The sequence below is a fragment of the Flavobacterium sp. MMS24-S5 genome, assembly GCF_050320125.1.
GTDB lineage: Bacteria > Bacteroidota > Bacteroidia > Flavobacteriales > Flavobacteriaceae > Flavobacterium > Flavobacterium tyrosinilyticum.
Genome location: NZ_CP190016.1, coordinates 1,852,296 through 1,873,592, shown reverse-complemented (window position 1 = coordinate 1,873,592; position 21,297 = coordinate 1,852,296). Strand labels below are relative to the sequence as shown.

21 protein-coding genes and 1 pseudogene are annotated in these 21,297 nt (G+C 33.6%); 7 read left to right on the top strand and 15 right to left on the bottom strand.

All coding sequences use genetic code 11. The annotated features are described in order from the left end of the window. Nucleotides 1–33 precede the first annotated feature (33 nt). From ACPWTF_RS08520 to recF, 9 genes are all read right to left on the bottom strand, one after another. Nucleotides 34–771: a DUF4184 family protein gene (locus ACPWTF_RS08520; RefSeq protein ID WP_427875142.1), complete on the bottom strand. Its 738-nt coding sequence runs from the start codon at nucleotides 769–771 to the stop codon at nucleotides 34–36. A gap of 100 nt (nucleotides 772–871) precedes the next feature. Then, nucleotides 872–1,693 carry an energy transducer TonB gene (locus tag ACPWTF_RS08515; RefSeq protein WP_427875141.1) on the bottom strand — a complete coding sequence of 274 codons (822 nt, stop codon included), beginning with the start codon at nucleotides 1,691–1,693 and terminating at the stop codon, nucleotides 872–874. Between the two features lie 157 nt (nucleotides 1,694–1,850). Further along, entirely contained in the window at nucleotides 1,851–2,402 is a 552-nt protein-coding gene (locus ACPWTF_RS08510) for an RNA polymerase sigma factor (protein ID WP_095929424.1), read from the bottom strand. Continuing rightward, complete coding sequence (locus ACPWTF_RS08505) at nucleotides 2,393–3,499, bottom strand: glycosyltransferase (RefSeq protein WP_379801423.1); 1,107 nt, start codon at nucleotides 3,497–3,499, stop codon at nucleotides 2,393–2,395. The genes ACPWTF_RS08510 and ACPWTF_RS08505 overlap by 10 nt, the downstream gene beginning before the upstream one ends. 85 nt (nucleotides 3,500–3,584) lie before the next feature. Further along, complete coding sequence (locus ACPWTF_RS08500) at nucleotides 3,585–4,199, bottom strand: FMN-binding negative transcriptional regulator (protein WP_427875140.1); 615 nt, start codon at nucleotides 4,197–4,199, stop codon at nucleotides 3,585–3,587. A gap of 120 nt (nucleotides 4,200–4,319) precedes the next feature. Beyond that, on the bottom strand, nucleotides 4,320–5,333 hold the full coding sequence (murB, locus tag ACPWTF_RS08495; protein WP_427875139.1) for a UDP-N-acetylmuramate dehydrogenase: 1,014 nt from the start codon (nucleotides 5,331–5,333) through the stop codon (nucleotides 4,320–4,322). 138 nt (nucleotides 5,334–5,471) lie between these two features. Beyond that, complete coding sequence (locus ACPWTF_RS08490; protein ID WP_427875138.1) at nucleotides 5,472–6,521, bottom strand: glycosyltransferase; 1,050 nt, start codon at nucleotides 6,519–6,521, stop codon at nucleotides 5,472–5,474. 100 nt (nucleotides 6,522–6,621) lie between these two features. Next, nucleotides 6,622–7,299 carry a DUF2461 domain-containing protein gene (locus ACPWTF_RS08485; protein ID WP_427875137.1) on the bottom strand — a complete coding sequence of 226 codons (678 nt, stop codon included), beginning with the start codon at nucleotides 7,297–7,299 and terminating at the stop codon, nucleotides 6,622–6,624. 116 nt (nucleotides 7,300–7,415) lie between these two features. Then, nucleotides 7,416–8,495, bottom strand: a complete 1,080-nt coding sequence (gene recF / locus ACPWTF_RS08480) for a DNA replication/repair protein RecF (RefSeq protein ID WP_427875136.1) — start codon at nucleotides 8,493–8,495, stop codon at nucleotides 7,416–7,418. Nucleotides 8,496–8,736: 241 nt separating this feature from the next. Here recF and ACPWTF_RS08475 point away from each other — a divergent pair, with 241 nt between their 5' ends. The 7 genes and pseudogenes from ACPWTF_RS08475 to ACPWTF_RS08445 all read left to right on the top strand — a co-directional run bounded on the left by ACPWTF_RS08475 (nucleotide 8,737) and on the right by ACPWTF_RS08445 (nucleotide 15,796). Continuing rightward, on the top strand, nucleotides 8,737–9,519 hold the full coding sequence (locus ACPWTF_RS08475) for a tetratricopeptide repeat protein (RefSeq protein ID WP_250837326.1): 783 nt from the start codon (nucleotides 8,737–8,739) through the stop codon (nucleotides 9,517–9,519). Nucleotides 9,520–9,600: 81 nt separating this feature from the next. Beyond that, entirely contained in the window at nucleotides 9,601–10,173 is a 573-nt protein-coding gene (gene ribH, locus ACPWTF_RS08470; protein ID WP_095929433.1) for a 6,7-dimethyl-8-ribityllumazine synthase, read from the top strand. A 134-nt stretch (nucleotides 10,174–10,307) separates the two neighbouring features. Next, entirely contained in the window at nucleotides 10,308–10,991 is a 684-nt protein-coding gene (locus tag ACPWTF_RS08465; protein ID WP_427875135.1) for a DUF6624 domain-containing protein, read from the top strand. A 150-nt stretch (nucleotides 10,992–11,141) separates the two neighbouring features. Further along, nucleotides 11,142–13,080: pseudogene (gene mutL, locus ACPWTF_RS08460) on the top strand (DNA mismatch repair endonuclease MutL). Then, nucleotides 13,077–13,826, top strand: a complete 750-nt coding sequence (locus ACPWTF_RS08455) for a rhomboid family intramembrane serine protease (protein ID WP_427875134.1) — start codon at nucleotides 13,077–13,079, stop codon at nucleotides 13,824–13,826. The pseudogene mutL and the gene ACPWTF_RS08455 overlap by 4 nt, the downstream one beginning before the upstream one ends. Before the next feature lie 42 nt (nucleotides 13,827–13,868). Further along, nucleotides 13,869–14,732: a rhomboid family intramembrane serine protease gene (locus ACPWTF_RS08450; protein ID WP_427875133.1), complete on the top strand. Its 864-nt coding sequence runs from the start codon at nucleotides 13,869–13,871 to the stop codon at nucleotides 14,730–14,732. A 47-nt stretch (nucleotides 14,733–14,779) separates the two neighbouring features. Continuing rightward, entirely contained in the window at nucleotides 14,780–15,796 is a 1,017-nt protein-coding gene (locus tag ACPWTF_RS08445) for an endonuclease/exonuclease/phosphatase family protein (RefSeq protein WP_095929564.1), read from the top strand. A gap of 96 nt (nucleotides 15,797–15,892) precedes the next feature. On the opposite strand, the gene ACPWTF_RS08440 is transcribed toward ACPWTF_RS08445, so the two are convergent. The 6 genes from ACPWTF_RS08440 to ACPWTF_RS08415 form a co-directional block, all read right to left on the bottom strand. Continuing rightward, nucleotides 15,893–16,507: a WbqC family protein gene (locus ACPWTF_RS08440; RefSeq protein ID WP_427875132.1), complete on the bottom strand. Its 615-nt coding sequence runs from the start codon at nucleotides 16,505–16,507 to the stop codon at nucleotides 15,893–15,895. A 91-nt stretch (nucleotides 16,508–16,598) separates the two neighbouring features. Then, nucleotides 16,599–18,152: a signal peptidase I gene (gene lepB / locus ACPWTF_RS08435; RefSeq protein WP_427875131.1), complete on the bottom strand. Its 1,554-nt coding sequence runs from the start codon at nucleotides 18,150–18,152 to the stop codon at nucleotides 16,599–16,601. 56 nt (nucleotides 18,153–18,208) lie between these two features. Next, nucleotides 18,209–18,910, bottom strand: coding sequence for a 4-hydroxy-tetrahydrodipicolinate reductase (gene dapB, locus ACPWTF_RS08430; RefSeq protein ID WP_250837319.1), 702 nt, complete (start codon nucleotides 18,908–18,910; stop codon nucleotides 18,209–18,211). A 40-nt stretch (nucleotides 18,911–18,950) separates the two neighbouring features. After that, complete coding sequence (locus ACPWTF_RS08425; protein WP_095929440.1) at nucleotides 18,951–19,511, bottom strand: DUF5683 domain-containing protein; 561 nt, start codon at nucleotides 19,509–19,511, stop codon at nucleotides 18,951–18,953. Then, nucleotides 19,511–20,413: a ParB/RepB/Spo0J family partition protein gene (locus ACPWTF_RS08420; protein ID WP_095929441.1), complete on the bottom strand. Its 903-nt coding sequence runs from the start codon at nucleotides 20,411–20,413 to the stop codon at nucleotides 19,511–19,513. Before ACPWTF_RS08420 ends, ACPWTF_RS08425 begins: the two co-directional genes overlap by 1 nt. A gap of 5 nt (nucleotides 20,414–20,418) precedes the next feature. Next, the gene (locus tag ACPWTF_RS08415) at nucleotides 20,419–21,186 is read right to left on the bottom strand and encodes a ParA family protein (protein WP_427875130.1); all 768 of its coding nucleotides are present in this window, start codon (nucleotides 21,184–21,186) and stop codon (nucleotides 20,419–20,421) included. Between the last annotated feature and the right edge of the window lie 111 nt (nucleotides 21,187–21,297).

Here is a 21,297-nt window from a genome sequence, read left to right as displayed (position 1 = left end):
TCCGTTTTGAAGTAGTAAATGTAGTCGATTTTGTTATTGTTTTTGATTGGATTTAAATTTAATTATTAACGGGACTATTGTTATGGCAATTAGAAAGGACGCTATAAAAGTCACAATTAAATTTCCAATATTTAAAGCTTTTGGATTTAATGCAAATCTCATTGATATAATCGTAACGGTAAATAAAACAACAGCACTCCAATACAGTTTATTAATAGCGGTTTGCGGATAAGAAACTTTTGGGAGTTTAGAGAACGCATATAGTATAACAATAATTCCAAAAAGAGTACTTGAATGCTGCGCTATTTTCCAAAACGGAATTTCTACTCTGAATATTGATACGGTGTTTTGAAAAGCATCAAATTGATTGACAAAATAACCATGTTTATGTGTAAAGGCATCCCAGAAAAGATGAGAAAATATTCCGATTAACAAAGAGATTAGAACAATAAGCCAATTTCTTTTAAAATAAACATTCCAGTCAAAATCTGCAAAAATTAGAATTCTGTTTTTTATAAAAAATGGAAGATTTTGAAACAAGAGATTTTTAGTTAAATTATGAAAGAGAAAAGTTAGTAAAAGAGCAAAAGGTAAATCAAACCAGAAAATACCATTTAGAGTATGGCTGTAATCACTTTTAACTTTCATGCGGAGAAAATATTCGAAATCAGGAGTAAGGCTTCCGATTACTAATGCTGTTATAGAAAACCATGATTTTGGTAAATATCTTAACGGAAGAATTATTGCAGGATGCGAAAATGTAAAAGGCATTAAAGTTGAATTTTAATTAGCTAGGGTTTGATTGATGAATTAAATGTAAACAAAAAAGCAGAACCTAAGTTCTGCTTTTTCACTTTTCAAAATATTTATATTATTCGACTTCTGTTTTTATTGTGATAGGAAGGTTGTATGCAGTTCTCACTGGTTTTCCGTCTAGAATTCCTGGAACCCATTTTGTTTTCAATGATTTAAGAACTCTAATCGCTTCTTTTCCCACTCCGTAACCAGGATCATTTTTTACCATAATGTCAGTAAGCGATCCATCTTTTTCAACTACAAACGATACATACACTCTTAATGTTTTTTCTACATCAAGTTCTGGTCTGCGGAAATTGTTTCCAACATACTTGTAAAACTGCGCGATTCCACCTGGGAATTCTGGAAGCTTATCCAGAACCGCAACTGAAACAGGATCGTTGGTTGGCGGTGCAACCGAAGCAACATCTCCATTTCCTGCAGAAGAAGGCATTGCATTAATTGCAGGCCCATTTCCAGTTGTATTATTATCTGTAGCAGGTACATTTTCTGTATTTGCTGCAATATTTTCAACTGCCTCTTGTGTTCTCGTAACTACAGGATTTGTTAACTGTACCGCATCTGTTTTTGGAGCTGTACTATGTTCAACCACAGGTGCAGGCGGAGCTGGCGGTGGCGGCACAACAATTGGATCAACATGTACAATCGTTGGTTCGTAGATCTTAGGTTCTGGCTCAACTTCGACAGTTGAAGTCGTAATTTTGCTAATAAGTACCGGTGCACTTCCTAAAGCTGTTATTAACAATAAACCCATAAAGAGAGCTGTAACAGAGTTTTTGGAATTCTCCTGACGTAGCTGATAAGCGCCGTATTCTTTGTTTTTGTTCTCGAAAACAAGATCGGTCCACTTGTTTTCATAAATGCTTAATTTAGACATAATTTTTGGGTTTTAAGGTTAAGTAACTTTAAATCATACGCAAAAAAGGTTTAGGTTTGAGCTAACAACGTAAAAGTTGTAGTTTTAGTATTATGGAAATCTGTTTATTTTAAGAATAAAACGAGTAATTGTTTATTCTTTATTTAAAGATAATAAATTATCTGTTACGTTCGATAATTTCGGCTAATAATTTTTTAGCTCGTAAAAGCTTTACTTTAACGCTGCTTAGGGGTTCGTTTATCTTAACCGCAATTTCCTGATAAGACATTTCCTGAAAATAACGAAGCTGAATTACTTCTTGGTAGTGTGGTTTAAGTTCTTTGATGCATAGAAGCAGACGAGAAAGATTCTGTTCTTTAATTAAAGCATCTTCTGCAGATGGAGTAGGGTCGGCAATATTATATGCCTGTTGGTCTTCATTGTCTGTGATTTCTATAAAAAGATTGGTTTTCTTTTTTCGAAGCAAATCAATATAGACATTTTTTGCAATTGCAATAAGCCAGGTGTTAAACTGAAACTCTGAATTATAAGAAGCTATTTTGTCAAAAGCTTTGGAGAAAGTTTCTATCGTAATATCTTCTGCGGTGGTTTCGTTTTCGGTTCGTTTGAGCATAAACGAATACACCTCATTCCAATAATGATCTAATAAAAAAGTAAAGGCGATCTGATCGCCTTTTTTTGCTTTTTCTATTTTAGAATTTATTTCCAATATACGGGTTTTGAAAAGATATTAGTTATAAAGATATTAATTTGCGTTAATATAAGCGCTATCTCAACAACTGGAAACCAAATTTTAATATCTTTTTCTTTTAATTTTCCTGCTGAAAATCCAATTACGGTCCATACAACCGTATAGCGTGTTGCTAAAATTGCTAATACGGCAATCCATTGGAATTGAAATGCTAATAATACAATAACTAATAAAAAGAAAAATAATTGTGAAATGAAGAATAAGCCTAACTGCATTTTGTCAAAGAACTTATAATGTTCTGCGGTAGAAATATGTCTTCTTTTCTGAGTAAACCATTCCTTGTAAGTAGTCTTAGGTTTTGAATAGGTAAAACTTTCAGGCGTATAAGAAATAGTAGTGTTTGTTTTATTTGCGGCCTGATTAATGAATAGATCATCATCGCCAGAACGAATCTGAATGTGGTCAATAAAACCATTTACATTAAAAAACTCTTCTTTCTTATAAGCAAGATTTCTGCCAACTCCCATATAAGGAAGTCCCATTTTTGCCCAAGAAAAATATTGTATAGCAGTTAAAACTGTTTCAAAGCGAATAATTTTGTTTAAAAACGAACGCTCTACTTTTTCATAACCTCCATATCCTAAAACGATTGTTTTGTTCATCGTAAAATGAGAAGTCATAGAGGTAATCCAGTCTTTTGAACTTGGGAAACAATCTGCATCTGTAAAAAGCAAATAATCTTTCTTTGCCGCTTTTATTCCAAGCGTTAAAGCGTATTTTTTATTTCCCCAGAAAGCCTCATTATTTTCGACTTTTACCAAACGGATATTAGAGAATTCTTTTTCAAATTCTTCAAAAACTTCAAGAGTTTCATCGCTAGAGGCATCGTCGATTAAGACAATTTCAAAATCTGGATAATCTTGCTGTGCCAAAATCGGAACGTATTTTTTTACATTCTCTTCTTCGTTTTTAGCACAAACGATTACAGAAACTGGAAGATTTTTAGGCTTAATTTGCTGTGGCTTAGCAAAAGCAAATTTCCCAAAGACTCCTAAATAATAAAATAATTGAACTACGACAATAGCAATAAAAAAGTAAAATATGTATATAAGCATCTGATTTATTTGATTCTATTAATTTTCACGTTCTGCGACTGCAAATGTACTTATCAATTCGATAATTTCAATAGCTAAAGCAGATTTACTTTCGGCATTTTGACATTTCTTTTGCAACAGCAATAGACTGAGGGTTTTCGGTTTTTTCCAATTCCGAAATTATGTTTTTGTAATTATGATCGTCGCGGTTTTGGGAGAGTTTTTTTGTGGCTTGAATTTCGTCAATTTCGATTTCAAAACCAAAAATCCCTCTGGCTTCGCGCATTGTTTTTTCAGATAAATCTTCAACTCGTACTGGATTTTTAGAATTTGCTTCGTATTTATCTACAAGTTTTTTCAGTTGTTCTACAGAAGTTTCGTAATCTACAATTTTGATTCTTCCGTAAACATGTACAGCTATGTAATTCCAAGTTGGCACATTTTCGTGATCGTACCAAGAAGAAGAAATGTAACTGTGCGGACCTGTAAAAATGGCCAAAATCTGATCGTTTTCTCTGAAGCCTTCGGCTTGCGGATTCAGTTTTGAAATATGTCCTTGCAAGATTTCTTTTCCGTCAGCATTCATTTCCAATTCTATCGGAATATGAGTTGCGCATAATTTTCCGTTGGTCTGATTAATCAGGATTCCAAAACTGTTTTCTTTCAAAAAAGCTCTGATTTCCTCAGGATTTTCATTTTTGTATAAATTGGGTGTATACATGATCTTGTTGTTTATACAATTTGTCACATTGAGCGGAGTCGAAATGCTTTATAGCAAAGACTTCGACTCCGCTCAGTCTGACAGTGTGTTAAATTTGTGGCAATTAGTGAAATTTGTGTTTTAAATCACATTTACTTCTGCCTCAATTTGAATGCCGAATTTTTCAAAAACGGTTTTCTGAACTTCTTTTGAAACAGCTAAAATTTCCTGTCCTGTTGCGTTTCCGTAATTTACTAAAACTAAAGCTTGGTTTTTATGAACTCCAGCATCTCCAAAACGTTTTCCTTTAAAACCAGCTTGTTCAATCAGCCAACCTGCAGGAACTTTTACTTCGGTTTCTGAAACTTCGTAAAATTTCATTTCTGGGAATTTTTGGTGGATTTTCTCAAAATCAGATTTCAATAAAATCGGATTTTTGAAGAAACTTCCGCTGTTTCCTAGTTCTTTTGGATCTGGCAATTTACTCTGTCTAATAGCGATTACAGCATTACTCACATCTTTTAATGTTGGTTCTGTAATGTTATTTTTGGCTAATTCAGCCAAAATATCTCCGTAAGAGGTGTTGATTTTATGATTGCGTTTGGTCAATTTAAAAATAACCGAAGTAATAATATATTGGTCTTTTACTTCATGTTTGAAAATGCTTTCGCGGTAGCCAAAATTACATTCAGCATTGTTGAAAGTTCTCATTTCCTGAGTTTCAATATTCATGGCTTCGCAAGAAACGAAAGTGTCTTTAATTTCCGTTCCATAAGCGCCAATATTCTGAACTGGCGTTGTACCGACATTTCCAGGGATAAGCGACATATTTTCTAATCCGCCAAAATTATTATCAATTGTATAAAGTACGAAATCGTGCCAAGTTTCTCCAGCCTGACTTTCAACCCAAACAAAATCGCCGTCTTCTTTAATTGTTTTTTTGCCTTTTAAATCGATATGAATCACCAAAGCGTCAATATCTTTTGTCAAAAGCATATTGCTTCCGCCTCCTAAAATGAATTTTTTCTCGTTTTTGTTTGCTTCTAAAACTGTTTTTAATTCAGCAATAGAGTGAACGGCAACAAATTGTTTGGCATTGGCTTCAATGCCGAAAGTATTATATTTTTTTAAAGAAAAATTGGATTGGATTTCCATAAATAAAAGGCTTTTTAATATGAGTCAAAAGTAAGGATTATAATTTATTTGTGGTTGTATTTTACCGCAAAGGCACAAAGTTTACGCAAAGTTCGCTAAGCTTTGCGTTCTTGGCGTAAATCTTAGCGAACTTTGCGTTTAAATATCACGCAGATTAATCAATTCATGATACTTCTGCGAAATAACCTTCATATTAATATAATAATTTGCATTTTCCTCCACAAATTTTCTATTTCGAGTAATCGCTTCGTTTCGCAATTCGGGATTTTCAAAAGACAAGATTAATTCATTGGCTAACATTTCAGTGTCGTCAATTGTAATTAATTGCCCGTTTTCTCGATGCGTAATCCAGCTTTGGTTTCCTGGAATATCTGATACTATAGGATAACAATTGCATGCCATTGCTTCAAATAAAGAGGCAGAAACGCCTTCAGTAGTAGGCATGCTGATGTAAACATTGGATTGCTGCAGTAATTTTGGAAGTTCTGTATTCGGGATTCTTCCTGTAAAAATCACTTTATTTTCGATTTGCAGCTCTCTCGCCAAATCTTTTAAATATTGCAGTCTTGTTCCATCGCCAACAATCGTCAAAGAAAAATCAATTCCTTTTTGGCTTAAGATTCCGAAAGCTTTTAAAATAGAATCGTGTCGGTATTCTGGCTGAAGCGAGCGCGTAACAATTGCTTCAATTTTGTTTGAATTATTTGTTGATGGAGTAAAAAGCGACAAGTCAATTCCTTTTGGAAGAACCAGAACTTTGTTCATGTCAACTCCAGAAGCTTTCATGTGAATTGCCATGACAGGTCCCCAAGCATGAATTAAATGTGCTTTTTTGAAAGCATATTTTTGGATGAATCTCTTAAAAGGATACAATTTAGATTCTTCAGGCCATAAATCGGTTCGTCCTTGCTGTGCGATTGCAATGGTTTTAGAGCCAGAAATTGCTGCAAGAAAACCATAACTAGTGGTTCTTTCAGCAATTACCATGTCTGGTTTTTCTTTCTGGATTGTTTTTCGAATAGAAAGAGGAGAGAAGAAATACTCTAAAATACGTTTGAATCTATGGTTGTTAGAAGTTTGAAGTTCCCAAGTAATAATTTCAAAATCACCAAATTCTTTCAGACCTTTCATCCAAGTGATGGCATCAGCACGATAAGATTCTCCAAGAAAAAGTATTTTCCTTTTCATTCTGTTGTTGTTTTTTGCCACAGATTAAAAAGATTAAAATGATTTTGCAATTGCGAAAAATTAATCTGTGAAGAATCTGTGAAATCTGTGGCAAATAAAACTAAAATTCTTCAGTATCCAAAGCGCGGTTGATGAATTCGTTTAGTGGTTTTAAAGCAATCAATTTTTGGCTCATTTTCTTTACGAAATCTTTTTCCGTCACCTCAGAAACATTATAAACCTGAGTTGCGGTGAAACTTTTTAATTTTAAAAACTCAATTGCGGGATGGTCTTTTTCGTAACCGCGAGGCATGCTTTTAAGTGAATTGTTTTCGTTGATGTCTAAACTTCCAAATTCTTTCTTGAAGTTTTTGTCGTTTAAAATTTCCTGTAAATCTTCGTAGAAAAAAGCAATTTCTTTACGGACTTTCTTTAAGTCTTCCGCTTCAGGCGAATAAAATCCGCCAGCAATAAAACTCGCACCTTTTTCTATATGAACATAATATCCGGCACTATTTGCGCCTTTTGCACCAGCTGACATCCAAACGCCCAAATGTGCTTTATAAGGAGATTTGTCTTTAGAAAAACGAATGTCACGGTTTATTCTGAAAGTGCAGTTTTTAACTTCCAATAATTCCAATGAAGGATCAAGCGGTTTCATGGCATCCAGAAAATCACTTACCAATTGATGGTAATCTTTCTTAAAAACTTCATATCGCTTTTTATTTTCCTGAAACCATTCGCGGTTATTGTTCTTTTTTAAATCGTCTAAAAATTGCAATGATTCTTTCGTTAGCATAATACTTATATATTTTATTGCAGTTGTTTTTAAGTTTTTTTGTTCAGGCTAATTTACTGATTTCTATTTTGTGATTAATTCTGAAAACTGATACAAATTGTACCAAATTTCCCGAATTACAAATTGAATATCTTATAAGTCTGATGTGTCGATTTTACAATCGCTTCGGTTCTTTCTGGATGCGTATCCGAAATAAAAAGCTGTCCAAACGTTTCGCTGTTTACCATTTCTACAATTTTGGCTACACGCGTTTCGTCGAGTTTATCAAAAACATCATCAAACAAAAGAATAGGTTTTACACCGCTTTGTTTTTTCAAAAACTCGAATTGCGCCAATTTTAAAGCAATTAGAAAAGATTTCTGCTGACCTTGAGATCCGAATTTTTTTATCGGATGCAAATCAATTTCAAAAGACAAATCATCTTTATGGATTCCAACAGAGGTATAATGTAGCGCGCGATCTTTATTGATGTTTTCCTGCAAAAGTGTTAAAAGGTCTTTTTCGAACAAATGACTTTCGTAAACCAATTGCACACTTTCTTCAGATCCCGTTATTGCCTGATGGTGTCTATTAAATATAGGTATAAACTGTTCTAGAAAATCTTTTCGTTTTTCAAAAATCGATTTTCCGTAGCCTTGCAACTGTTCGTTATATATAGATAAGGTATCATTGTCAAAAACATGATTCAAAGCAAAATATTTTAAAAGTGCATTTCGCTGTGTGATTACCTTTTGATATTGTATTAATTCGTGCAGATAAGTAGCATCTAATTGGGAAATCACACTGTCCATAAATTTACGGCGCGTTTCGCTTCCTTCAACGATCAAATCTCTATCTGCCGGCGAAATAATAACTAACGGAATAAAACCAATATGATCTGAGAATTTGTCGTAAGGTTTTCCATTTCGCTTTAGAACTTTTTTCTGTCCTTTTTTTAAACTGCAAATAATCTGCTCGGTTCTCTCATTTTTTTCGAGTTCGGCATCTATCACAAAAAACTCTTCGCCATGTTTGATGTTTTGAACAGCAAGCGGATTAAAATAACTTTTCCCGTATGCCAAATGATAAATAGCATCGAGCACATTAGTTTTTCCAATGCCATTTTTTCCAACAAAACAGTTTATTTTGATATCGAAATCAAAACTTGCTTCAGAAAAGTTCTTGTAATTAAATAATGAGATTTTGTTTAAATGCATTTGTAAAGACTCCAAGTGTAATATTTACTGCTTTTGAGCAGTAAAAATTTGAGGCTGCAAATTACCGAAAATTATCGATATAATTGGCTTTAGCCCTTTCTTAGGCTTATTTATTTTACCGCTTTTGCGAAAGCATAACTGAATCGTGAAAATATTTCTTTTAAAATAGTGATAAAATTGAAATTTTTTACCTCAGTTTCAATAAAAATTTTATTTTTGCCGTTCACTAAATAAATTTTAAATGGCAACTTACAATAAAAGAGGATATAAGACACCAAAAGAAAAGGAAGTAAAAGAAGTGGTTACTGAAGAGCAACAAGTAGTTATTGACGAAAAAGACAGCACAACAGCTGGAGTTTTCTCAAAATTAGACGAAACAGCTTCAAGAACTGAGGATTGGGTGGCTAAAAATCAAAAAATCATTATTGGTTTAGTTGCTGGTATCGCGGTTGCTACAATTGGATATTTGGCTTACCAAAAATTTATAGCAACTCCGAAACAAGAAGAGGCTGCAAGTGAAATGTTTGTTGCGCAACAAAACTTTGAAAAAGCTGTAAACGGTGTTTCTAGCGATTCATTATTTAAATTATCATTAAACGGTTCAGAAGGTAAATTCGGATTTATTAAAATCGCTGACGAATATTCTGGAACTGACGCTGGAAATTTAGCAAATTACTATGCTGGTATTGCTTACTTAAATACTGGTAAATTTGATGAGGCAATTAAATATTTAGGTGAATTTAAATCAGAAGATGTAGTTTTAAGCGCTTTAGCTAAAGGTGCTACAGGAGATGCTTACTCTCAAAAAAATCAGCAAAAAGAAGCTTTAGATTTTTATGTGAAAGCTGCTGAGTCTAACAAAAACGATTTTACAACACCTCGTTTCTTGTTAAAAGCTGGAAAAACTGCTTTAGCTTTAGGGCAAAAAGAAGATGCTTTGAAATACTTTAATGATATTAAAGATAATTACGATAATACTCCAGAAGCAGCTTCTGTTGATGCTTTGATTGGATTAGCACAATAAAAATTTTAGACTTTAGATTTAAGATTGTAGATTTGTAGTTACGAATCTAAATTCTAAAATCAAAAATTTAAAATATTACAGATGGCTACTGAAAATAAAAATCTATCAGAATACGATAAAAACACAATCCCAAACGCGAAAGACTTTCGGTTTGGGATTGTTGTTTCTGAATGGAATGACACTATAACAGAAGGACTTTACAATGGTGCTTTTGATGCTTTGGTTGATTGCGATGTTCCTGCCCAACAAATTATCCGTTGGAATGTTCCAGGAAGTTTTGAGCTAATCTACGGCGCTAAAAAAATGCTTCAGACGCAAAATGTGGATGCGGTTATTGTAATTGGATGCGTAATTCAAGGAGAAACTAAACATTTTGATTTTGTTTGTGAAGGCGTTACACAAGGAATTAAAGATTTGAATGTTCAAACTGATGTTCCAGTTATTTTCTGTGTTTTAACAGATAATAATATGCAACAATCTATTGACAGAAGTGGAGGAGTTCACGGAAACAAAGGAACTGAAGCGGCAATTGCAGCAATAAAAATGGCTTATATTCGTCAGCAGGCTTCAATAGCTCACGTTTATAATCAGCCATTGTTAGCTTCGGGAGCCATTCAAATTGAAGATTCTCCGAAAAAAATAGAAAACGAATAAGCACGTTTGTTTTAAAAAATATTAAAACCTATACTGTTAAAGTATAGGTTTTTTTATGCTTTTTTTGTGATTGTGTTAAGTCGCATCGGATTTGGAATTATATTATATTTGAGTTGATATCAAATTTTGGAATTATGAAAAGACCTTTACTTCTTATTTTATTGTTGTTATTTTCTGAAGTTATTTTGGCTCAAAATAAAATCAATCAAAGTTTAAAAATAGAATTGGATTCGATTATGAAATCAGATCAGATTCTTAGAGAATATCTCGATTCTGAAACAACAGAAATTAGAAAAAAAGAAATTTTAAAGGAACTCGGTAGGCAGGACGACAATAATTTCAAAAATAATATATGGATGCATATGAATGCGCAGGATTCTGTCAATATGAAGAAGATTGAAAAAATTATTTTGGAGTATGGTTATCCCGGGAAAAGCTTAGTAGGCGAACCAACAAATGAATCTGCCTGGTATGTTATTCAGCATAGTAAAGAAATATCAAAATATTTGCCGTTGATTGAAGCTGCTGCTAAAAAAGGAGAAATTGCGTTTACTCGTTTTGCAATGATGGAAGATCGTTATCTGACTCAGCAAGGTAAAGAGCAGATTTATGGAACTCAAGGACAAGGGAAATTAATTACAAATAAACAGACCGGAAAGAAAGAATTTTTTAATTACGTTTCTCCAATTCAAAATCCAAAAAAAGTTAATAAACTGCGAAAAGAAGCTGGTTTTACTACAACAGTTGAGGAAAATGCAAAGAGAATGGGGATTGAATATAAAGTTTATACACTTGATGAAATTGCAAAAATGAATTAATATAAATTGCAATTCTTCTGTTTTGTAGACTGTTGTAGTTTTTGTTTTTTTTATGATTATTCTTATTCTAAAAGCCAATCAAAATTCACTAAATTTGTACTTCTTGGTTTATAAAAAACCTAATCTAAACTTTAAAATTATTTTTGCTTAATGTCGAGTATTATTCAATTGCTTCCTGATCACGTTGCTAACCAAATTGCTGCTGGAGAAGTGGTTCAAAGACCAGCTTCAGTTGTAAAAGAATTGTTAGAAAATGCTGTTGACGCCAAAGCAACTGATATCAAATTAATTATAAAAGATGCTGGTAAATCGCTAGTTCAGGTAATTGATAATGGTGTTGGAATGACCGTTACAGATGCCCGTTTGTGTTTTGCCCGTCATGCTACTTCCAAAATCCGCCAGGCAGAAGACTTGTTTTCGCTTGGAACAAAAGGTTTCCGTGGAGAGGCTTTGGCTTCTATCGCGGCGATTGCGCACATGGAAATGAAAACCAAACAGGATCAGGATGAACTGGGAACGCACATTGTAATTGAGGGAAGTAAATTTGTTTCGCAAGAAGTGGCTGTTTTGCCTAAAGGAACTTCATTTGCGGTTAAAAACTTATTTTTTAATATTCCCGCTCGCCGTAATTTCTTAAAGTCCGATACGGTTGAATTTCGTCACGTGATGGATGAGTTCCAGCGTGTAGCATTGGCACATCCAAATATTCATTTTAGTTTTTACCATAACGGAAGTGAGATGTACAATCTTCCGGCAGCAGGATATCGTCAGCGAATTGTTGGTATTATGTCTGGAAAAACTAATGAAAAATTGGTTCCCGTAAATGAAGATACCGAAATTATAAACGTTCAAGGTTTTGTATGTAAACCTGAATTTGCTAAGAAAAATAGAGGAGAACAGTTCTTTTTTGTAAACGATCGATTTATAAAAAGCAGTTTCTTGCATCATGCAGTAATGTCTGCATACGACGGATTGCTGAAAGATGGTTCTCAGCCAAGTTATTTCTTGTATCTGCAGGTTCCGCCAAATACAATTGATATCAATATACATCCAACTAAAACGGAAATTAAGTTTGATGACGAGCAAGCATTGTATGCTATTTTAAGAGCGTCTATCAAACATAGTTTAGGGCAGTTTAATGTTGCTCCGGTTTTAGATTTTGATCGGGATGCTAATTTGGATACACCGTATCATTATAAAAACATGGAGGCAGAAGTGCCTACGATTCAGGTAGATGGGACTTTTAATCCGTTTACTGATGATAAAACCAATCAGCATTATAGTAAAGCTGCTTCGGGATCATCAGGATATAGTTCGGGGCTCTTTTTCATCTTCGTCGGGATCATCTTCTTCTGGGATGTCGTATTCGGGTTATTCCAAAAGGGTAGAACCAACGACAAGCTGGGAAAGTTTATATGTTGGTTTAGATGTCGAAAATCCAGAAAGCATAGAAAGCTCGCCATTCACATTCGAAAATGAAGAAGTGACTTCTTCTTTGTTTAATGATGAAGATGTAGAACAAGCAACACAGAAAACGTATCAAATTCATAAAAAATATATCGTTTCGCCAATAAAATCAGGAATGATTATTGTGGATCAGCAGCGCGCGCATCAGCGAATTTTGTACGAACAATTTTTGCTGAATATGACCGTTAATCAAGCTTCGAGCCAGCAGTTACTTTTCCCTTTAGATTTGTTTTATTCAGCATCTGAAATGGAATTAATAGAAGAATTAAAACCTTCTTTAGAAACTACCGGATTTGTTTTTGACGAAAGCAAAACCGATCATGTTGTAATTTCTGGAATCCCTGTAAATATTACAGAAAGTGAAGTCTCGCAGGTAATCGAACAATTATTAAGTGATTTGCAAGACGGAATTCCAGCAAATAGTTACAGTCAGAACGATACAATTGCCAAGTCAATGGCCAAAAGTTTAGCGGTTAAAACTGGATCTTATTTAACCGAAAAAGAACAAGATAATTTGGTAAACGGATTGTTTGCTTGTAAAGATCCTAATATTTCACCTTTTCAAAAACCTACCTTCATTACCATGCGTGTTGAAGATATAGATAAAAAGTTTGCTTTATGATGAATATGACTCCAGTAGTTAAACAACTACTTATTATTAATATTATATTTTTTATTGGTTCTCAGTTAGTACCAATGTCTTACGAGTATTTTGCGATGTTCTTTCCAGAAAATCCAAGTTTCCGAGTATGGCAGCCTATTACGCATATGTTTATGCATGGCGGAATTATGCATATTGCGTTTAACATGTTTGCATTGGTTTCTTTTGGATCTGCTTTAGAGCATTTTTGGGGAGGTAAAAAGTTTTTATTTTTTTACATCTCTTGTGGTTTAGGTTCAGCATTGCTTCATACAGCGGTAAATTATTACTTTTTTGAGGATACAATTAATACATTGACAGCAAACGGATTTCATAAAGCGGATATCTTAAATATTTTAAGTCAGGGAAAAATCGATACGAGATGGCAAAGCTTAGTAAGTTCAGCTCAATTTGATGGATTTACAAGTGCTTACATTGGAACAGTCGTTGGAGCTTCTGGTGCTATTTATGGTTTGCTGACTGCTTTTGCTTTTATGTTTCCTAATGCAGAATTGGCACTTTTGTTTATCCCAGTTCCAATCAAAGCTAAATACTTTGTTCCTGGGCTTTTATTAATGGATTTGTTTTTAGGTGTTAAAGGTACTTCTTTGTTTGGCGGTGGCGGTACAGGTATAGCGCATTTTGCCCACGTTGGAGGTGCAATTACTGGTTTTTTAATGATGTGGTACTGGAAAAAAAATCAGTTTAATAACAACCGTTGGAATTAATTTTTAACTTTAAAGTACAAATTCTAAAACAAAAGAGTTTCTATGAATATTTTAGACGATTTAAAATTACAATATAGATTAGGAGGTATTGCCATGCGTGTCATGTACTGGAATATAGCATGTTTTATTGTATCGCTTATTTTCTTCTATAACTATTCAAATGGTTTTTTTAATTTTCCAAGTTGGATTGCTTTGTCTTCAGATCCTCAGGTTTTTATGTTTAAACCTTGGACTTTTTTAACGTACGCTTTCTTTCATGATGGATTTTTGCATTTGTTGTTTAATATGATGGTGCTTAATTTTGCCAGCTCTTTGTTTCTCACGTATTTTACTCAAAAGCAATATTTAGGATTGTATCTTTTAAGTGCTCTTTTTGCAGGAGTGGCTTTTGCGCTGAGTTTTTATCTGTCTAATATTGGTGGTTCCATTGTTGGAGCATCTGCTGCCATCATGGCAATTTTGGTTGCTACAACAACTTATTCTCCGCTAATGAATGTTCGCTTGTTTCTATTTGGAAATGTGAAGCTTTGGCATATTACTGCTGTTATTATAATTTTAGATTTGATGCAGTTTCGTCTTGGAAACATGGGCGGGCATATTTCTCATCTAGCTGGTGCCTTCTTCGGATTTGTTTATATTAAATTGCTACAAAACGGTACCGATTTAAGTGCTATCGTTTCTAAAACTTTAGATTTCTTTGCGAATCTTTTTAAAAAATCTCCTACGACCCCATTTACAAAAGTTCATAAAAATTACAGAAAACCTACAGAAAAAACCACATCAAGAATTGTTACTAAAGATAAAACGCAACAACAGATTGATGAAATTTTAGACAAAATAAGCCAGTCAGGATACGACTGCTTAACAAAAGAAGAAAAAGAGTTTTTATTTAAAGCTGGAAAATAAACTTGTAGGAGATAAATATGAAAAACCTTTCTTGGTTTAATAAAATAATGTTCTTTTTGAACATAGTGCTAACTGTGCTTACATTTAGCGTCTATGTTTTACCTTTTTTAGCACCTAAAAGTTTTCCGCTTTTATCGGTGCTTACTTTGTTTATGCCGGCCTTTTTTGTGGCCAATATATTGTTTTTTATCTATTGGGGAATTCAGTTTAAAAAACGTCTTATTTTGTCTGGTTTGGTTTTGCTAACAGGAATTACATTTATTAGTAAGTTTTATAAGTTTTCTGGAAAAGAGTATGTGAAAGACGAAAAGGATTTCTCTGTAATGAGTTATAATGTTCGTCTGTTTAATGTCTTTAAGTGGCTGGATCGTGATGATATTCCGTCCAATATTAAATCTTTTATCGACGAAAAAGATCCTGATATTCTATGTATTCAAGAGTATTCAAATTCTGCACATTTAGATTTAAAAGTATATCCGCACCGTTATATTTTTATTGATGGTAAAAAAATTAAAACGGGACAGGCTATTTTTTCTAAATTTCCTATTATAGACGAAGGAAAGATTGTTTTTCCGAAATCAGATAATAATGTTGTTTATGCTGATATTAAGCGCGGAAAAGATATTATTCGTGTCTATAATATGCACTTGCAATCCATTAAGATATCTCCAGATGTAAGCGAGATTTCTGATGATATTGATAATGTAAATCAGAAAAAATCACAGCGTATTTATGCTAGAATCAGTAAAGGATTTACACAGCAGCAAGAACAGGCTGAAATTTTTAAAGAGCATATTAAGAAATGCAATTATCCGATTATTATTTGTGGAGACATGAATAACAGTCCGTTTTCTTATGTTTATAGAAGTATTAAAGGCAAGCTAAAAGATGCTTTTGAAGAAGCCGGAGAAGGTTTTGGAGCTACTTATAAATTCAAATATTATCCTGCAAGAATTGACTATATTTTTACAGACAGTAAAATGAAAGTAAAGCAATTTGAAAGTTTCTCTGATTTCGAAAACTCAGATCATTATCCCATAATGACAAGACTTTTGGTGGAATGATTTATTATCAGAAAGTGAAAAGTAAAAAGTTAAGACGATATGAGAATTCATAGCTCATTACTTTTAACTCATAACTCATAACTCATAATTCATAGCTTATATGATTTTCTGTGTTTTTAGATAATCCATTGCAAACTTACCTTCATTAAAAAGTAAATCCAAAACACTTAAATTGTTGATGAAGCCATGTTTGTCGTCAAAAACCTGAGTGTATTTTTCGAAAGAATTTGCATCTTTTTTACCATTTGCCAAATATCTGAAATCGGTAAAATCATTTACTTCATGAAAATATTCTGTTGTTTTTCCAAATTCTAATTTCATTCTAAGACATTTCGTAACAATGTCTAAAACTTCGAAGTTTAAATCCATCAAAAATTGGTGTTTTTTCTCAAAAATAGGAGCAATATCGTCTTCAAAGTACTCGAAGAACGGAGAGCTTCTATATGCCGCTTCAAGCGATTTAAAATGCTGTTTCTGCCAATCAAATTCATTTTCGATCAAAACGTCTTTTGTTTTCTGATGTGTCGCTTTAGAATGCTTAACAGGAATGTTTAATAATTGAATTCCATTTGGACTATAGATGTAGGTTCTATTTCTATTAGTTTGTTTCTGAAAATTATCTTCCATTTCAAAAGTAATGTTTTCAGATTGTGCAATTACGGCAAAATGACTGATAGATGGAAAATAAGTTGGAAGTATTAAGGAATTCATTTCGTTTTGTTTCAAGTTTAAAAGTATCAGGTTTCAAGTTGACGTAAAAACGTGAAACTTGAAACCTGATACAAAAATAACTTTTTTTTAATTATGCTTTATTCTCTCTTCTTTTTTTCCAAATAAAATCTCCTACAAAATAGATAGCTAGAAGAATTAAGAAGTATTTGAAGTAAGATTGAGGCTGGCCTTCACCATCTACAGTTGTAAACACTCGGCTCCAGCGAACTTTATTGATGCCTTTTCCGTTAGTATCCCAGCTCATCCAAATGAAAACTGGTTTTCCTACAATGTGATCTTCTGGAACATAACCCCAATAGCGGCTATCTTCTGAGTTATGACGGTTGTCTCCCATCATCCAGTAATAGTTTTGTTTGAAGGTATATGTTGTTGCAGGTTTTCCGTTAATTATAAATTTTGAACCTTGCAATTCTAATGTATTTCCTTCATAATTGGTGATGATCTCTTTGTAGAATGGAAGAGACTCATTGGTTAGAGCAACTGTTTTTCCTGCCTCAGGAATGTAAATAGGTCCCATATTGTCTTGGTTCCATTTGTTGATGTGAGGGAAAATGTCGTTGTTGTCTCCTGTGTCAACTTTTCTAATTACAGCAGTAACTCCTGGAGTGTGTTTAAATCTTTCTGCTCCAGCTTCTGTTAATGCGCCTAAATAAAGAGTGTCTCTTTTTTCAGTTCTAAAACCAGCTGGATCCGTAATATCTAATTCTTTGAAAATGGTTTCAAAGTCAATAGGTGTTTTTCCGTCTAATGCTACAGCGTATGAGTACTGAGGTTTTGCTCTTTCAGGTAAAACTAGTTTTTTTCCGTTAATAAAAACATAACCGTCTTTTATTGATAAGCTGTCTCCAGGAATACCAACGCATCTTTTTACATAGTTTGATTTTTTGTCAATTGGCTTGATAACACCCGGTCTTCCTTTTGGTTCAAAGAAATAGTGAACTGTATCGACAGGCCAATTGAAGACGACAATGTCGCATCGGTTTATTTTCTGAATAGCTGGCAATCTAAAATAAGGTAATTGTGGCCAGCTTAAATATGATTTACTTTTAGTTAAAGGAATAGAGTCGTGAACCATTGGTAATGCAACAGTTGTCATTGGAACTCGAGGGCCGTAGTTTAATTTGCTTACAAATAAGAAATCACCAATCAATAAAGATTTTTCTAAAGATGATGTTGGAATTGTGTAAGGCTGTACAACATAAGTATGGACTAAAGTTGCGACTATAATGGCGAACAATAAAGAGCTAACAGTATCTGCTGCTTTATTTTCAGGAGTTAATTTGCGGTCTTTATGGTACTCTAACTTTTGAGTATAATTAACAACATAGATGTAAAAACCGAATGTGAAAAGTCCTAAAATAGTGTCTAAGGTTGATTTTTTGCCAAAGGTTCTTAGTGTTTCCACCCAAATAACTGGAAACATAATCAAGTTGATAATCGGGATGAAAAGTAGTAATGTCCACCATGTTGGGCGTCCGATAATCTTCATTAAGACGATAGAATTGTATACCGGAATTGCTGCTTCCCAGCTTTTTCTTCCTGCTGCCAGATACAATTTCCATGTTCCAAGAAAATGAATAATTTGAACGGCTAAGAAAAATACGAACCAAGAGTAAAGTGTCATAATATTGTATTTTAAGTTTCAAATTCAAGTATTTAATAATCCTGAATTTTGGTCAATTATTGTAAGTTTAGTACATCTTTCATAGAGAAAATTCCCTGTTTTCCTGCTAGCCATTCTGCTGCAACGACAGCTCCAAGGGCAAAACCTTCGCGGTTATGAGCAGTATGTTTAATTTCGATGCTGTCAATAGCAGAATCGTAATTTACAGTGTGTGTTCCGGGTACTTCTCCAATTCTTTTTGCTTCAATATGAATTTCATTCTTTTTTGCTTCATCCATAGTCCAATTTGCATAGTCGCTGTTTTGGATAACGCCTTGAGCTAAAGAAATAGCTGTTCCGCTAGGAGCATCAAGTTTGTGGATATGGTGAATTTCTTCCATCGAAACTTTATAAGAATCGAATTGCTTCATGATTTTAGCTAAATATTCATTTAGTCCGAAGAAAATATTTACTCCCAAACTGAAGTTCGAACTTGAAATAAATCCTCCTTTTTTCTCATTACAAAGTGCAATCATTTCGTCATAATGTTCTAACCAACCAGTAGTTCCTGATACCACAGGGACATTAGCGTTAAAAGATGCAGAAATGTTGCTCACTGCTGCTGATGGAACGCTGAAATCGATGGCAACATCGGCTGTTGAAAGCCCGTCATAGGTGTTAAATTCATCTTTTCTTAAAACTATTTCATGACCTCTTTCTAAAGCAATTCTTTCGATTACTTTACCCATTTTTCCGTATCCTAAAAGCGCAATTTTCATTATGATTTGTTTTTTGATTTTTTAAATAGAATTCAATCTATTAGAACTTATAATTAAAAGTTAGACCCACGTTTGGTTTGAATGTTACATCGGCAGGATAAATTTCTGGACGCATTGAAAGTCTCTCGTTTACGTTAAATTGTATCAACGCAGCGTCAACATTGGCGTCGATTATGTTTAAAACATAGAATCCGACAACAAATAAAGCAGATAAATCTCTATTTCTTTGGTAGAATTTTTGTCCAGCAATAAGTCGGCTATCATCCAGATATTTGTAATTGTCATCGTTATAACCTTCTAATCTTCGTTTGTAGGCGTCACGATAGTCATGGTATTTTTTATTGTTGTCTATGTAGAAATACAAACTTGTTCCGATTGCTCCGTAAACCAATGGAATTTTCCAGTATTTTTTGTTGTATGCTTGACCTAAACCAGGTAAAACTGCAGAGTAAAAAGCTGCTTTTGCTGGTGTAAGCGGATCTATTTCTTCTAATGATGTGGTGTCTTTTACGACCAAAACCGTGTCTTCTTTTACCTGGGCAAAAAGAGAAACGGTTCCTGTTAGAAAGAACAATAGACCAATGGGGACAATTTTATTCACTATCCGTTTATTAATTTCATAATTCTGTTAAAGTCAGCTTCAGAATTAAATGGAATTGTAATTTTTCCTTTTCCGTTACCAGCGACTTTTATATCAACTTTTGATCCAAAATAATCGTTGAAAGAATTTTTTTGAGTTTCTCTAACTACGAATGCAGCATCTGCTTTTGGCTTTCCATCTGCTTTTGGCTGTAAACCTTCGTGGTAATTTTTAACTAAAGCTTCTGTTTCGCGAACAGATAGATTTTGGCTAACGATTTTTTGGTAAATATCGGTTTGAACGTCTAAATCTTCAATGTTGATAATTGCTCTACCGTGTCCCATGCTAATAAAACCATCACGAATACCAGTCTGGATAATCGGATCTAATTTTAAAAGACGCAAATAGTTGGCAATTGTCGAACGTTTTTTACCCACTCTTTCACTCATTTGTTCTTGAGTTAATTGAATTTCGTCGATTAAACGTTGGTATGATAAAGCAATCTCAATTGGATCTAAATCATGACGTTGGATGTTTTCAACCAAAGCCATAACCAATGATTCGTTGTCATTTGCAATACGAATATAAGCAGGAACGTGAGTTAAGCCTACTAGTTTAGACGCGCGAAGACGACGCTCTCCAGAGATTAACTGGTATTTATTAAAATCTAATTTACGAACAGTAATAGGTTGAATTACACCAAGTTCTTTAATAGAAGTGGCTAACTCGCGTAATGATTCTTCATTAAAATTGCTTCTAGGCTGAAACGGATTTATCTCAATCGCACTTATTTCAAGCTCAATGATGTTTCCAACAACTTTGTCAGCATTTTTGTCTTCTACTGATTTGATGTCGTTTTCCGGATCTTTTAATAAGGCAGATAATCCTCTTCCTAAGGCTTGTTTTTTAATTACTTTTGTCATAAAAACTATTTACTGTTTTTCTTTATAATTTCCTGTGCTAAATGAATATAGTTTACGGCACCTTTGCTTGTCGCATCATAATTAATGATGCTTTCTCCAAAACTTGGAGCCTCACTTAGTTTTACATTTCGCTGAATTACAGTATCAAAAACCATATCGTTAAAGTGTTTTTGAACTTCTTCTACAACCTGATTTGATAAACGTAATCTTGAATCGTACATTGTTAATAATAAACCTTCAATGTCAAGATCTGGGTTGTGGATTTTTTGAATACTCTTAATAGTGTTCAATAATTTTCCTAATCCTTCAAGTGCAAAATATTCACATTGGATAGGAATAACAACAGAATCTGCTGCTGTTAAAGCATTCAAGGTTAACAAACCTAAAGAAGGTGCACAGTCGATAATGATATAATCATATTCTTCTTTTGCTTCTTCCAATGCTTTTTTAAGCATGTATTCGCGGTTTTCTTTGTCAACCAATTCAATTTCGATAGCAACAAGGTCAATGTGAGCAGGGATCACGTCAACGTTTGGAGCTGTACATTTTAAAACGGCTTCTTTTGGTGTTACAGTATGTTCAAGTATTTGATAAGTTCCAACTTCAACTGTTTCTACGTCAATTCCAAGGCCAGATGTTGCATTGGCTTGAGGATCAGCGTCGATTAATAATACTTTTTTTTCTAAAACACCTAATGAGGCAGCAAGATTTACTGATGTAGTAGTCTTTCCAACGCCTCCTTTTTGATTAGCAATAGCAATGATTTTGCCCATTTATTTTCTGAATTTTGAACCGTAAAAATACAATTATTTATGGTTTCTGAAAATCTATTTTGTTAACATTTGTGAAAGTCTGCCTAATCGGGGTTTCATGGGTGTTTGACA

Bases quoted from the DNA above. Each gene is read 5' to 3' on its own strand.
- ACPWTF_RS08520 (WP_427875142.1), bottom strand. From the start codon at position 771: ATGCCTTTTACATTTTCGCATCCTGCAATAATTCTTCCGTTAAGATAT.
- ACPWTF_RS08515 (WP_427875141.1), bottom strand. From the start codon at position 1,693: ATGTCTAAATTAAGCATTTATGAAAACAAGTGGACCGATCTTGTTTTC.
- ACPWTF_RS08505 (WP_379801423.1), bottom strand. From the start codon at position 3,499: ATGCTTATATACATATTTTACTTTTTTATTGCTATTGTCGTAGTTCAA.
- ACPWTF_RS08500 (WP_427875140.1), bottom strand. From the start codon at position 4,199: ATGTATACACCCAATTTATACAAAAATGAAAATCCTGAGGAAATCAGA.
- murB (WP_427875139.1), bottom strand. From the start codon at position 5,333: ATGGAAATCCAATCCAATTTTTCTTTAAAAAAATATAATACTTTCGGC.
- ACPWTF_RS08490 (WP_427875138.1), bottom strand. From the start codon at position 6,521: ATGAAAAGGAAAATACTTTTTCTTGGAGAATCTTATCGTGCTGATGCC.
- ACPWTF_RS08485 (WP_427875137.1), bottom strand. From the start codon at position 7,299: ATGCTAACGAAAGAATCATTGCAATTTTTAGACGATTTAAAAAAGAAC.
- recF (WP_427875136.1), bottom strand. From the start codon at position 8,495: ATGCATTTAAACAAAATCTCATTATTTAATTACAAGAACTTTTCTGAA.
- ACPWTF_RS08475 (WP_250837326.1), top strand. From the start codon at position 8,737: ATGGCAACTTACAATAAAAGAGGATATAAGACACCAAAAGAAAAGGAA.
- ribH (WP_095929433.1), top strand. From the start codon at position 9,601: ATGGCTACTGAAAATAAAAATCTATCAGAATACGATAAAAACACAATC.
- ACPWTF_RS08465 (WP_427875135.1), top strand. From the start codon at position 10,308: ATGAAAAGACCTTTACTTCTTATTTTATTGTTGTTATTTTCTGAAGTT.
- ACPWTF_RS08455 (WP_427875134.1), top strand. From the start codon at position 13,077: ATGATGAATATGACTCCAGTAGTTAAACAACTACTTATTATTAATATT.
- ACPWTF_RS08450 (WP_427875133.1), top strand. From the start codon at position 13,869: ATGAATATTTTAGACGATTTAAAATTACAATATAGATTAGGAGGTATT.
- ACPWTF_RS08445 (WP_095929564.1), top strand. From the start codon at position 14,780: ATGTTCTTTTTGAACATAGTGCTAACTGTGCTTACATTTAGCGTCTAT.
- ACPWTF_RS08440 (WP_427875132.1), bottom strand. From the start codon at position 16,507: ATGAATTCCTTAATACTTCCAACTTATTTTCCATCTATCAGTCATTTT.
- lepB (WP_427875131.1), bottom strand. From the start codon at position 18,152: ATGACACTTTACTCTTGGTTCGTATTTTTCTTAGCCGTTCAAATTATT.
- dapB (WP_250837319.1), bottom strand. From the start codon at position 18,910: ATGAAAATTGCGCTTTTAGGATACGGAAAAATGGGTAAAGTAATCGAA.
- ACPWTF_RS08420 (WP_095929441.1), bottom strand. From the start codon at position 20,413: ATGACAAAAGTAATTAAAAAACAAGCCTTAGGAAGAGGATTATCTGCC.
- ACPWTF_RS08415 (WP_427875130.1), bottom strand. From the start codon at position 21,186: ATGGGCAAAATCATTGCTATTGCTAATCAAAAAGGAGGCGTTGGAAAG.